This is a genomic window from Myxococcales bacterium (genome assembly GCA_016717005.1).
Classification (GTDB): Bacteria; Myxococcota_A; Polyangia; order Haliangiales; family Haliangiaceae; genus UBA2376.
Genome location: JADJUF010000024.1, coordinates 50342 through 63282, shown reverse-complemented (window position 1 = coordinate 63282; position 12941 = coordinate 50342). Strand labels below are relative to the sequence as shown.

Here is a 12941-nt window from a genome sequence, read left to right as displayed (position 1 = left end):
GAGGTTTGCCATGCTGCAGGTCGACCGCGACGATCCGACCAGCCGCATCTACGACTGGAACGAGAAGGACCGCGCCCGGCCGGCGGTGCGCAAGCCGCCGGGGCTGCTCGACGAGACCTTCCGCGACGGCCTGCAGGCGCCGTCGGTGCGCGACCCCTCGATCGAGCAGAAGCAGGCGCTCCTGCGGCTGATGGCGCGGCTCGGGATCGACGCGGTCGACCTCGGCCTGCCCGGCGCCGGCCAGCGCGCGCGCACCGACGTGCTCGCGCTCCTGCGGACCATCGACGCCGAGCGGCTCCCGCTCACGCCCAACTGCGCCGCGCGCACGGTCCTGGCCGACATCACGCCGATCCTCGACCTGTCGCAGCAGGCCGGCATGGCCATCGAGGTGACGGTGTTCATCGGCTCGAGCCCGATCCGCAGCATCGTCGAGGGCTGGGACCTGGCCCAGCTGGTCGCGCACACCCGGACCGCGATCGGCGCGGTCGTGGCCGCCGGCCTGCCGGCGTCGTTCGTCACCGAGGACACCAGCCGCAGCCACCCGACCGCGCTCGACACGCTGTTCCGCGCGGCGATCGACGCCGGCGCCAGCCGGCTGGTGCTGTGCGACACCTGCGGCCACGCCACGCCCGAGGGCGTGCGCAGCCTGGTCAACTTCACCCGCGGCGTGCTGCGCGCGCTCGACGTCGCCGACCGGGTCGCGGTCGACTGGCACGGCCACGACGATCGCGGCCACGCGCTGGTCAACTCGCTGGCCGCGCTCGAGTGCGGCGTCGACCGGGTCCACGGCTGCGGCCTGGGCCTGGGCGAGCGCGCCGGCAACGCCCCGCTCGATCTGATCTTGCTCAACTTGCACCTGCTCGGCCTGCTCGATCCGGCCCGCCACGACGTGTCGTGCCTGGTCGACTACGTCACGCAGATCAGCGTGGCCACCGGCGTGCCGATCCCGGCGTCGTACCCGCTGGCGGGCCGCGACGTGTTCCGGACCGCGACCGGCGTCCACGCCGCGGCCGTGGCCAAGGCCGAGGCCTCGGGCGATCTCGACCTCGCCGATCGGGTGTACTCGTCGGTGCCGGCGCGCCGGTTCGGTCGGACCCAGGAGATCGCGGTCGGTCACTACAGCGGCCGCGCCAACGCCGCGTGGTGGCTGCGGCACCACGGCTACCCGGCCACCGACGAGCTGGTCGGCCGGGTGCTCGCGCACGCCAAGCGCCAGGATCGGATCCTCACCGACGACGAGCTCGAGGCCGTCGTGCGCACGCCGTGAACGACCCGCGCGCCAAGAACACCACCCGGGGCACGACCGCCGCGCGTCATGCTCGCGCCATGAACACCACGCGGGGCACGACCGCCACGCGTCATCTGCGCGCGCGCGCCACGCGCCATCTGCGCGTCATGCGTCATCCGCGCGCCAGGTGCGCCACGCGCGCCACGACCGCCGCGCGCCTTCCGCGCGACCCGCGCCTTCCGCGCGACCCGCGCCTTCCGCGCGACCCGCGCGCCACGAGCTCAGCGCGCGCGCTGCTCGAGCGCGGCGCGATCACGGACGGTGACCGCGCGCCGGGTCACGGCGATCGCGCCGTCGGCGTCGAGCTGCGCCAGGGCCCGCGACAGCGTCTCGGGCACCATCCCGAGCAGCGAGGCCATGACCGTGCGCGGCACCGGCTGCTCGTCGCCGCTGGTCAGGATCCACCGGGCGACGCGCTGGATCGACGTGCCGTCCGACGCCGCCGAGCGCACCGGCGCTGCGCACCCGGCCGCGAGCGTCAGCTCGAGCGCCATGCGCGCCGGGGTCCCGCGCGGCCCGAACCAGGCGTCGAGCCCGGTCCGGCTGATGCCGCACAGCACGGTCGGCGCGGTGGTGCGGGCGGTGTCGGCGTAGGTGCCCTGGATCAGCGCCTCCAGCCCGATGAAGGTCCCGGCCGCCCGGACGGTGTGGGCGTGATCAGCGCCGTCGCTGGTGGTCCGCGACAGGACCACCGTGCCGCGCTTGACGAACCAGACCGACGACACCGCGTCGCCCTCCAGGTAGATCATCTCGTCGGTCCGGCGCTTGCGATCCACCAGGGGACAGCGACCACCGTAGCGGACGCCGGCGGCCTGGCCGCAGGGACACGCCGAGCAGCTGCTGATCTCCCCGGGCTTGATCGGCGTCATGTGGTAGTGGCTTGCAGGCCGTGGGCCGACCGGATCGCGCGGCAACTGCGCACCGGGATAGGGGCCGCCCCGCGAATCCACGCACGCCTTGCGCGCACCGGCGCACGAGCCGCGCGAAGCTTGCGCGCGGCGTGCCGCGTCACCAGGCGCATGGGGCGCGTGGGGCGCGTCCGCACCCTCGAGTTGACGAGGGTCATCGGCAGCGCCCCGGCGCGGATCTGGCATCGCCCATGACCGCCCCGCCTGGGCTCGCCGAAGGGAGGACGTCCGATGGACGATGACACCAGCCTGGTGCGCTTCACGCTCAACGGCGAGCCGGTCACGGTCGCCACCCCCGCCCACTGGACCTTGCTCGAGGTCCTCCGCTACCGGCTCGATCTGATCGGCACCAAGCAGGGCTGCGACAAGGGCGACTGCGGCGCGTGCACGGTGCAGCTCGATGGCCGCCCCGTGCCGTCGTGCGTGGTCCTGGCCCGCCAGGTCGACGGTCGCGCGGTGACCACGGTCGAGGGCCTGCGCGGACCGACCTTGCACCCGCTGTTCGATGCGTTCGACCACGCGGTCGCGGCGCAGTGCGGGTTCTGCACCCCGGGCATCGTCATGGCCGCCGAGGCGTTCCTGCGCGCCGCCGGTCGCCCCGTCACCCGCGACGAGGCCGCCGCCGCCCTGGCCGGCAACCTGTGCCGGTGCACCGGCTACACCCGGATCCTCGACGCGGTGGTCGCCGCCAGCGCCGACCCCGGCGAGGGCGACGGTGGCTGACTTCCGCAAGGTCGGCGACGGCCGCGACGAGGCCCGCGCGGTCGCGGGCCACCAGGTCGGTCGCGCCCACCGCAAGATCGACGCGGTCGATCGCATGCGGGGCGTCGCGCGCTACACCGACGATCTCAAGCTGCCCGGCATGCTGCACGGGCGCATCAAGCGCTCGCCCCACGCCCACGCGCGCATCATCGCGATCGATCCCGCGCCGGCCCTGGCGCTGCCTGGGGTCCACGCGGTCATCACCGGCGCCGACCTGCCGACGCCGTACGGCGTCATCCCGTGGACGCCCGACGAGAACGCCCTGGCGGTGACCAAGGTCTGCCACGTCGGCGACGGCGTGGCCGCGGTCGCGGCGGTCGACGAGGACACCGCGATCGCCGCCGTCGACGCGATCGTCGTCAGCTACCAGCCGCTGCCGGCGATCTTCGATCCGGTCGCCGCGCTGGCGTCGACCGACGAGCCGATCAACCCGTACGCCAAGCACGGCAACCTGTCCAAGCACGTCGACCTCGCGTTCGGCGACGTCGACGGCGCGCTGGCCGGCAGCGCGCTGGTGCTCGACACCGAGTTTCACTTCGAGGGCTCGACCCACGCCGCGCTCGAGCCCCACTGCGCGCTGGCGACCGTCGACGGCCACGGCGTCCTGACGGTGTGGTCGGCGACCCAGGTCTCGCACTACCTGCACCGCGAGCTGGCCAAGGTGCTGGGCTGGCCGGCGCACCGCCTCCGGGTGATCCAGCCGCCGGTGGGCGGCGCGTTCGGCGGCAAGAGCGAGCCGTTCGACCTGGAGTTCTGCGCCGCGCTGCTCGCGGTCCGGACCGGTCGGCCGGTGAAGTTCCTGTACACCCGCGAGGAGGTGTTCCTCGCGCACCGCGGGCGCCACCCGATGGCGATGCACTACAAGACCGGGTTCGACCGCGACGGCCGCATCACCGCGGTCGACGCCCGGACGGTGATCGACGGCGGCGCCTACTCGAGCTTCGGCCTGGTCACGACCTACTACTCGGGCCAGCTCCTCGGCGCGCCGTACCTGCTGCCGGCGTTCCGCTTCGACTCGACCCGGGCGTACACCAACAAGCCCGCGTGCGGCCCCAAGCGCGGCCACGGCAGCGTCCAGCCGCGGTTCGCGCTCGAGAGCCAGCTCGACATGGCCGCGGTCGAGCTCGGCGTCGATCCGATCGAGCTGCGCCGCCGCAACTTCCTCGGCGCCGACGCGCGCACGATCAACCAGTTCGCGGTCGGCTCGTGCGGGTTCCTCGAGTGCCTCGATCGGGTCGAGGCCGGCTCGGGCTGGCGCGCGCGGCGCGCAAGGCTGCCCTACGGGCGCGGCCTCGGCGTGGCCGGCTCGACCTACATCAGCGGCACCAACTACTGCATCTACCCGACCGAGCTGCCCCAGGCCGCCGTCCAGATCACGCTCGATCGCTCGGGCCGGGCCCGGATCTTCACCGGCGCCAACGACATCGGCCAGGGCTCGTCGACGATGGTCGCGGTGATCGCCGCCGAGGAGCTCGGCCTCGATCTCGCCGACATCCGCGTGGTCGCCGCCGACAGCGATCTGTGCCCGGTCGATCTCGGCGCCTACAGCTCGCGGGTGACGCTGATGGTCGGCAACGCCTGCCTCGCGGCCGCACGCGCGCTGCGCGGCCAGGTCGCCGGCGCGGTGGCCCGCCGCTGGCAGCTCGCGCCCGGGCAGGTCGGGCTGGTCGCGCGCGCGGCGATCGATCTGACCGATCCCGCGCGCCGGTGCTCGCTGACCGAGGCGTTCCAGTGGGCCGAGGCCGACCACGGGCTCCTGACCGCGGCCGGCAGCTACGACACGCCCCGCGATCGCCACGGCGACTACCGCGGCGGCACGATCGGCGCGTCGCCGGCGTACTCGTTCACCGCCCACGTCGCCGAGGTCGAGGTCGACGTCGCCACCGGCGAGGTCCGCGTCGTCGAGGTCTGGGCCGCCCACGACTGCGGCAAGGCGCTGTCGCCGAGCATCGTCGCCGGCCAGATCGAGGGCTCGGTCTACATGGGCCTGGCCGAGGCGCTGATGGAGGCCCACACCGTCGACGGCGCCCACGGCGGCGTGGTCGCCGCGCCGAGCCTGCTCGACTACCGCATGCCGACCGCGCTCGACACCCCGGCGATCCACGCGCTGATCGTCGAGCACCCCGACGCCCAGGGGCCGTACGGCGCCAAGGAGGCCGGCGAGGGCCCGCTGCACCCGATCATCCCGGCGATCGCCAGCGCGATCTACGACGCGATCGGGGTCCGCCTGACCCGCACGCCGTTCGCGCCGCCGCAGGTGCTGGCGGCGCTGACCGACCGGGCCGCGCGCGAGGCCGCCGGCGCGCTGGCGCCGCACAAGCGCCGCGAGGTCGGCTGATGCTGCGCCTGCCCCGGCTCCGCGTGGTCAGCCCGACGCGGATCGACGACGCGCTCGCCGCGCTGGCCGAGCCGGGCGCGCGCGCGCTCGCGGGCGGCACCGATCTGCTGCCCAACCTCAAGCACCGCCTGGCCGCGCCGACGGTGCTGGTCGATCTCGGTCGGCTGCCGCTGCGCCACGTCGCCGAGGTCGACGGCGAGCTGCGCGTCGGCGCCGGCGTGATCCTGGCCGACCTGGCCGCGCACCCGCTGGTGCGCGCGCGGGCGCCGAGCCTGGCGCTGGCCGCCGGGCGCGTGGCCGGCCCGACCCTGCGCAACCTGGCCACGCTCGGCGGCAACCTCCACGCCGACACCCGCTGCCGCTACGTCAACCAGACCGCGCTGTGGCGCGACGCGCTCGGCGGCTGCCTCAAGTCCCACGGCGATCGCTGTCACGTCGTGCCCGGCGGCCAGCAATGCGTCGCGGCGCTGTCGAGCGACTGCGTGCCGGTGCTGATCTCGCTCGACGCACAGCTGGTGCTGCGCGGCCGCGGCGGGGAGCGCACGATCGCGCTGGTCGACTACTACCGCGCCGACGGCACCGCCCACACCGCCCGCGCCCCCGGCGAGCTCGCCACCGAGGTCCGGATCCCGATCGCGCCCGGGCCGCGGCGCGCCACCTACGTCAAGTGGACGGTCCGGCGCAGCATCGACTTCCCGCTCATCTCGATCGCGCTGGCGTTCGACCTCACCGCCGACCTGCCCGACGCGATGATCACGCGCGCCCGGGTGGTCGTCGGCGCGCTGGCCGCGACGCCGCGGGTGCTGCGCAAGACCGACGCGGTGTGTGGCCAGCCGCTGTCGGCGCCGGCGACCGCCGACGTGCTGGCGGAGCTGATCGCGCGCCAGTGCCGGCCGCTGCCGAACCTGCCCTACGATCCCGACTATCGCCACCAGGTCCTGCCGGTGCACCTGCGCCGCGGGCTGGCGACGCTGATCGCCGGGGCGACCTGAGCCAACCTGGGCGCGACTTGATCGCGATCAACTCGCGGGCCCGCGCGCGGTCGTTGTCGTCGGGCCGTGCCGGAGTCGTGACGTCATCCTGACGTGCGGACGCGCACCGTGGCGGCATGCGCATCCTCCTCGCTCACCCGGCGTTCCCGATCACCTACTGGGGCTTCCAGCACGCGCTGCCGATCATCGCCAAGCGCGCGACGTTGCCGCCGCTGGGCCTGATCACCGTCGCCGCGCACCTGCCGGCGTCGGCCGAGGTCCGGCTGATCGACCTCGCGGTGACGCCGCTCGACGACGCCGCGCTGGCCTGGGCCGACGTGGTGCTGATCGGCGGCATGCGCATCCAGCTGCCGTCGATGCTCGAGCTCATCGCGCGCGCGCGCCGGCTGGGGCGTCGCACGATCGTCGGCGGGCCCGCGGCCACGACCGCGCCCGACGACCTGGCCGCGGCCGACGTGGTGTTCTGCGGCGAGGTCGAGGGCCGCGACGACGAGCTGTGGCAGGCGATCACCGGCGTCACGGACGGCGTCGTGCCCGCGCCGAGCGCGCGCCCGGCCCTGGCCCAGACCCGGCTGCCGCGCTACGACCTGCTCGACCTCACCGCCTACGCGTCGATGAGCGTGCAGTACTCGCGCGGCTGTCCGTTCCGGTGCGAGTTCTGCGACGTGATCGAGATCTTCGGTCGGGTGCCGCGGGTCAAGGCGCCGGCGCAGGTGCTGGCCGAGCTCGACGCGCTGGACCAGCTCGGCTGGCGCGGCACGGTGTTCCTGGTCGACGACAACTTCATCGGCAACCGGCGCGAGGTCGCGACGCTCCTGCCGGCGCTGACCGCGTGGCAGGTCGCGCACGACTGGCCGCTGGCGCTCTACACCGAGGCCAGCGTCGATCTCGCGGGCGAGCCCGACCTCGTGCGCGGCATGGTCGGGGCCGGGTTCGGCGCGGTGTTCCTGGGCATCGAGACGCCGTCCGAGGAGGCGCTGCGCGGCGTCGGCAAGACCCAGAACCTGCGCATGGCGCCGGCCGAGGCGGTCGCGATCCTGGCCCGCGGCGGGCTCGAGGTCATGTCGGGCTTCATCGTCGGGTTCGACAGCGACGACCTGAGCGCGCTCGCGGCCCAGCGCCGGTTCCTCGCCGCGGCGCCGATCCCGCTGGCGATGGTCGGCCTGCTGACCGCGCTGCCGGGCACCGCGCTGTGGCGCCGGCTCGCGCAGGCCGGTCGCCTGCGGACGTCGGGCGGCGGCGATCAGTACGCGCACACCAACTTCGTGCCGATCATGGACGAGCGGGCGCTGCTCACCGGCTACGCCGACCTGCTGGCCGAGATCTACTCGCCCGACGCCTACCTGGCGCGCTGCCTGGCCCACCTGGCGCTGGCGCCGACCCCGACCGCGCGGGTCCGCGCCGGCGGCGCGCGCATCGCCGCGCGGGCCGTCTGGCAGCTCGGCGTGCGCGGCGGGCGCCGGCGTCAGTTCTGGCAGCTGCTCGGCGCGGCGATCCGCAAGTCGCCGGCGTTCACGTCGTGGGCGATCGAGAAGGCGATCCAGGGCGAGCACCTGATCCGCTACACCGCCGAGCAGGTCGTGCCCCGCATCCGCGCCGCCGCCGAGGCGATCCCACGCCCGACCGAGGTCGCCGTCGATCTGCCGGTGCCGCCGGGCCCGCGGGATCGCGCCCGACCGCGACCGGCCCCGACGGCGTGACTCGACGCGCCCCGAGACCGCCACACCCACACCCGGCCCACCGCGGGTGCTACCCGGCCCGCACCCCACCCCGGGGCTTTCGGGCCGCCCGCGACCGGGGCTACAATGGCCAGTGATGAGCATCCGGGGGACTGCTGCGCGCGTCGTGTTTCTGTCCGGGCTCGGTGGTGCGGCGACGCTGGCGCAGGCGCAAGCCACGCCGCCGTTCGACCCGGCCATCGACGTCCAGCTGTTCGACTACGCGATCGGCCCCAAGACCTTCTTCACGGTCGCCGACGCCTCGCTGATGGCGCCCAAGCAGGTCACGTTCGACTTCCTGGTCACGTTCCTGTCGAACCCGTTCACGGTCTACGACGTCGACGACAGCGACGACACGATCACCGGCCAGCGCACCGCGGTCGTCGAGCGCGTGCTCGCGGGCGATCTGTCGGTGGCCTACGGCCTCAACGACCGGTTCCAGCTCGGCGTCAGCCTGCCGATGACGTTCCAGATGTCCGGCGACGGCCTGATGCCGACCACCGCCGCGCCCGACCCCGAGGGCCTGAAGATCAGCGGCACCGGCGATCTCCGGGCCGAGGTCAAGATGCAGGCCTACCGCCAGGGCGCGCTGGGCCTCGCCGTCGCGCTCGGGACCACGCTGCCCACCAGCTTCGGCACCGGCGGCTCGAAGTTCATCGGCGACGACCTGCCGACCCTGCGCGGCCGCGGCATCGCCCAGTGGACCTCGCCCGACGGCAAGCTGTCGGCCGGCGCCAACGTCGGCTTGATCTTCCGCAAGCCGCGCACGATCTACGCGAGCACCGTCGGCCAGCAGCTCACCTGGGGCGCGGCGCTCAACTACCGCCCGGTCGATCGGTTCGCGCTCGTCGCCGAGACCTTCGGCCGCACCGGGCTCGAGGGGCTCGATCTCGATCAGAGCCCGGTCGAGGTCGAGGGCGGCGCCCGGATCAACGCGACCCAGGCGGTCGCGGTCGTCATCGGCGGCGGCGCCGGCGTGGTCCGCGGCATCGGCTCGCCCGACCTGCGGCTGTTCGTGTCGGTCGGCTACGCGCCCGACACCCGCGACAGCGACGGCGACGGCGTCGCCAACAACCGCGACCGCTGCCCCAACGCCGCCGAGGACAAGGACGGCTTCGAGGACGGCGACGGCTGCCCCGACGACGACAACGACGGCGACCGCCGCGACGACGCCCACGACAAGTGCCCCGACGTCAGCGAGGACTTCGACGGCTGGGACGACGACGACGGCTGCCCCGAGTACGACAACGACGGCGACGAGATCAAGGACCTCGAGGACAAGTGCCCGATGGACCCCGAGGATCACAAGGAGCCGTTCCCGACCGACGGCTGCCCGTCGGACAAGCACGACGCCGATCTCGACGGCCTGATGGACACCGTCGACCAGTGCCCGGTCGACCCCGAGGATCTCGACGGCTTCGAGGACGACGACGGCTGCCCGGATCCCGATCAGGACGGCGACGGCGTCCCCGACGACGAGGACCAGTGCCCGCTGTGCGCCGAGGACAAGGACGGGTTCGACGACGCCGACGGCTGCCCCGAGCTCGACAACGACGGCGACGGCATCCTCGACGCCGACGACCAGTGCCCCAACGAGATGGAGTCGATCAACGGCTTCGATGACTTCGACGGGTGCAACGACGACGGCGGCGCGCTCCTGCTCGAGGTCAGCGACGACCGGATCGGGTTCCTGCGGGCGCCGAGCTTCGACCGCCGCGGCCTGGATCGCGGCGGCAACCTGATCGTCGACCAGCTGGCGCTGACGATGCTGCAGCAGCGCCAGGTCACGAAGTGGACGATCGCGGTGATCGCGAAGACCAAGGCCGAGGCCGACCGCCAGGCCGCGGCGATCCGCGATCGCGTGGTCAGCCGCGGCGTCAACCCGGCCGCGCTGACGCTCCTGACCGACGCCGGCTCGGCGACGATCGGCGTGCTGATCAGCGAGCGCGCCGACGCCCCGCCCGGCCTGACCTGCCCGGCCGGCACCGAGGTCCAGCCGCGCAGTCGCCGGGGCGCGACCAGCGCGCCGGGCACCAGCGCGCCGGTCACCACCGCGCCGGGCATCGCCGACAGCCTCGGCAGCCAGCCCGAGCCCGCCGCGATGCCGCCGCCGCCGCCGGCCGACAGCGACGGCGACGACATCGCCGACGCCAACGACACGTGCCCCGACGAGATGGAGACCAAGAACGGGTACCAGGACGAGGACGGCTGCCCCGACTCGGTGCCGGCGCCGCTCAAGCAGTTCAGCGGCACGGTCAAGGGCATCAACTTCAAGAAGGGCTCGGCCGAGATCGAGCGCAAGTCGTTCAAGCTCCTCGACAAGTCGGCCAAGGCGCTGCTGGGCTTCCCCGACCTCAAGGTCGAGATCCAGGGCCACACCGACGACGACGGCGACGATGACTCGAACCTGGCGCTGTCCCAGGCCCGGGCCGAGTCGGTGCGGACCTACCTGATCGGCAAGGGCGTCGACGCGGCGCGCCTGACCGCCAAGGGCTACGGCGAGACCGCGCCGGCGGTGATGATCGACGGCCTCAAGCGCTCCAAGCTGAAGGCCGCGCGCGCGAAGAACCGCCGGGTCGAGTTCAAGCTGCAGTAGCGGGGGGCGGCGGGCGGGCGGGCGGCGGCGGCGGGTTCCGGCGCGGACTCCTGGTCAGACGCCGGTCTCGGCGCCGGGTTCTGGTTCCGGTTTCCGAACGCCGGCTCCGGCTCCGACTCCGGCTCCGGTTCCGGCTCCGGTGCCGGCTCCGACTCTGGCTCCGGCTCCGGCTCCGGCTCCGGCCCGGCTCCGGCTCCGGCTCCGGCTCCGGCTCCGGCTCCGGCTCCGGCCCGGGCTCGGCTCCGGCTCCGGCTCCGGCCCGGCTCCGGCCCGGCTCCGGCTCCGGTTCCGCTTCCGGCCGGCTCCGGATCGGGCCCCTCCGCCCCTTTGATCGTGTCAAGAATACGCCTTGCATTGTGTCCAGATGACACTAACATGAAGCCATGCTCGGTATCGCGTACCTCAAGGCTCCTCCCACCACCTACGTCCTCCACTACAAGGGCGGCCGCGTGAAGCGCCAAGGCGCCGGGCTGTCGTTCCTGTACTACCGGCCGACCTCGACGGTCGTGCTGGTGCCGGCCGGCAGCGCCGACATCCCGTTCGTGTGGAGCGAGACCACCGCCGACTTCCAGGAGATCACGATCCAGGGCCAGCTCACCTACCGGGTGAGCGAGCCCGGCAAGCTGGCGGGGCTGCTCGACTACTCGGTCGACGACCGCGGCCGCCACCGCTCCGACGACCCCGACAAGCTCGAGGAGCGCCTGGTCCAGGCGGCGCAGGTGCTCGGGCGGGCGGTGGTCGGGCGCCTGAGCCTGCGCGAGGCCTTGACCGCGACCGAGCGGCTGGTGCGCGAGGTCACCGAGGGCCTGCGCACGTCACCGGCGGTGGCGATGCTCGGCGTCGAGGTCCTGGCGCTGTCGGTCCTGGGCGCGCGGCCGAGCCCCGACATGGCGCGCGCGCTCGAGGCCGCCACCCGCGAGCAGCTCCAGCGCGAGGCCGACGAGTCGATCTACGCCCGCCGCAACGCCGCGGTCGAGCAGGAGCGCATCATCAAGGAGAGCGAGCTCGAGACCGAGCTGGCGGTCGCGGCCAAGCAGCGCGAGCTGCGCGAGCGGGCCCTGGCCGCCGACATCGCGATCGAGGAGCAGCGCACCGTGCTGATCGGCACCAAGGTCGCCAACGACAAGCAGGACGCCGACAGCAAGGCCTACGCGATCGACGCGCTGCTGACGCCGATCAAGAGCGTCGACTGGAAGACGCTGACGGCGATCTCGGCCTCGGGCGGCGACGCGCGCACCTCGATCGCCCTGGCCTTCCGCGAGCTGGCCGAGAACGCGCAGAAGATCGGCGAGCTCAACATGAGCCCCGACCTCTTGCGCACGCTCATGGGCAAGTGAGGAGGACGCCGTGTTCGAGAAGCTGGTCGTCGTCACCCGCAAGACCCGCCTGGCCCAGCTGCTCGAGCGCTGGGGCAGCCGCGGCCAGGCCCGCTACGCGATCGAGCGCACCGGCGGCGACTTCGCCGACTACCAGCGCGAGGACGACACCTACCGCGGTGCGCTGGCGACGATCGATCGCGGGCTCGACGAGCTCGGGCTCAAGCAGCAGCACCTCGAGCGCGCGGTCGTGCCGACCTACCTGTTCGCGCCCAGCGACCTGATCGTCACCGTCGGGCAGGACGGCCTCGTCGCCAACGTCGCCAAGTACGTCGGCGACCAGCCGGTGGTCGCGGTCAACCCCGACCCGGCGCGGTTCGACGGCGTGCTCTTGCCGTTCGCGGTCGAGCAAGCCCGGACCGCGGTCGCGCGCGTGCTCGGCGGCCGCGCCCGCACCCGGGCCGTGACGCTGGCCGAGGCCCGGCTCGGCGACGGCCAGCGCCTGCTCGCCTTCAACGACCTGTTCGTCGGCGCGCGGTCCCACGTCTCGGCGCGCTACGCGATCGCCGTCGGCGGTCAGCCCGAGGTGCAGTCGTCGAGCGGCGTGCTGATCGCGACCGGCGCCGGCTCGACCGGGTGGCTGTCGTCGATGTTCACGATGGCCCGGGGCCTGGCCGCGTTCGCCGGCGGCTCGGTCGGGCCGGCGCCGTCGCTCGGCTGGGACGATCCGCGCCTGGCGTACGTCGTGCGCGAGCCGTACGTCAGCAAGGCCTCGCACGCGACCGTCGTCGCCGGCCTCCTGCCGGCCGGCGCCAGCCTCACGATCGAGTCGCACATGCCCGAGGGCGGCGTGATCTTCTCCGACGGCGTCGAGCGCGACGCGCTGGCCTTCCCGAGCGGCGCGCGGGTCACGATCGCCGCCGCCGCGCAGCGCACGCGGCTGGTGGTCGGGTGACCGCGGCGGCGGTCCACCTCGCCGCCGCGCCCCAGCTGGTGGTCGGGTGACCGCGCGGGAGATCCACC

At 73.9% G+C, this 12941-nt stretch carries 9 protein-coding genes; 8 read left to right on the top strand and 1 reads right to left on the bottom strand.

Annotation, left to right across the window (positions count from 1 at the left end):
* The first annotated feature begins 10 nt into the window (after positions 1–10).
* Complete coding sequence (locus IPL61_21110; GenBank protein MBK9033731.1) at positions 11–1267, top strand: 2-isopropylmalate synthase; 1257 nt, start codon at positions 11–13, stop codon at positions 1265–1267.
* Positions 1268–1509: 242 nt separating this feature from the next.
* On the opposite strand, the gene IPL61_21105 is transcribed toward IPL61_21110, so the two are convergent.
* Positions 1510–2157, bottom strand: a complete 648-nt coding sequence (locus IPL61_21105; protein MBK9033730.1) for a Crp/Fnr family transcriptional regulator — start codon at positions 2155–2157, stop codon at positions 1510–1512.
* Positions 2158–2427: 270 nt separating this feature from the next.
* Between IPL61_21105 and IPL61_21100 the strand changes: the two genes are divergently transcribed.
* From IPL61_21100 to IPL61_21070, 7 genes are all read left to right on the top strand, one after another.
* Positions 2428–2919, top strand: a complete 492-nt coding sequence (locus IPL61_21100) for a (2Fe-2S)-binding protein (GenBank protein MBK9033729.1) — start codon at positions 2428–2430, stop codon at positions 2917–2919.
* Complete coding sequence (locus IPL61_21095; GenBank protein ID MBK9033728.1) at positions 2912–5296, top strand: molybdopterin-dependent oxidoreductase; 2385 nt, start codon at positions 2912–2914, stop codon at positions 5294–5296. Before IPL61_21100 ends, IPL61_21095 begins: the two co-directional genes overlap by 8 nt.
* On the top strand, positions 5296–6288 hold the full coding sequence (locus tag IPL61_21090) for an FAD binding domain-containing protein (GenBank protein ID MBK9033727.1): 993 nt from the start codon (positions 5296–5298) through the stop codon (positions 6286–6288). Before IPL61_21095 ends, IPL61_21090 begins: the two co-directional genes overlap by 1 nt.
* A 116-nt stretch (positions 6289–6404) precedes the next feature.
* Entirely contained in the window at positions 6405–7988 is a 1584-nt protein-coding gene (locus IPL61_21085) for a B12-binding domain-containing radical SAM protein (protein MBK9033726.1), read from the top strand.
* A 115-nt stretch (positions 7989–8103) separates the two neighbouring features.
* Positions 8104–10602 carry an OmpA family protein gene (locus IPL61_21080; GenBank protein MBK9033725.1) on the top strand — a complete coding sequence of 833 codons (2499 nt, stop codon included), beginning with the start codon at positions 8104–8106 and terminating at the stop codon, positions 10600–10602.
* A 383-nt stretch (positions 10603–10985) separates the two neighbouring features.
* Positions 10986–11939: an SPFH domain-containing protein gene (locus tag IPL61_21075; protein ID MBK9033724.1), complete on the top strand. Its 954-nt coding sequence runs from the start codon at positions 10986–10988 to the stop codon at positions 11937–11939.
* A gap of 10 nt (positions 11940–11949) precedes the next feature.
* Complete coding sequence (locus IPL61_21070) at positions 11950–12873, top strand: NAD(+)/NADH kinase (GenBank protein ID MBK9033723.1); 924 nt, start codon at positions 11950–11952, stop codon at positions 12871–12873.
* Positions 12874–12941: the final 68 nt, after the last annotated feature.

Bases quoted from the DNA above. Each gene is read 5' to 3' on its own strand.
- IPL61_21110 (MBK9033731.1), top strand. From the start codon at position 11: ATGCTGCAGGTCGACCGCGACGATCCGACCAGCCGCATCTACGACTGG.
- IPL61_21105 (MBK9033730.1), bottom strand. From the start codon at position 2,157: ATGACGCCGATCAAGCCCGGGGAGATCAGCAGCTGCTCGGCGTGTCCC.
- IPL61_21100 (MBK9033729.1), top strand. From the start codon at position 2,428: ATGGACGATGACACCAGCCTGGTGCGCTTCACGCTCAACGGCGAGCCG.
- IPL61_21090 (MBK9033727.1), top strand. From the start codon at position 5,296: ATGCTGCGCCTGCCCCGGCTCCGCGTGGTCAGCCCGACGCGGATCGAC.
- IPL61_21085 (MBK9033726.1), top strand. From the start codon at position 6,405: ATGCGCATCCTCCTCGCTCACCCGGCGTTCCCGATCACCTACTGGGGC.
- IPL61_21080 (MBK9033725.1), top strand. From the start codon at position 8,104: ATGAGCATCCGGGGGACTGCTGCGCGCGTCGTGTTTCTGTCCGGGCTC.
- IPL61_21075 (MBK9033724.1), top strand. From the start codon at position 10,986: ATGCTCGGTATCGCGTACCTCAAGGCTCCTCCCACCACCTACGTCCTC.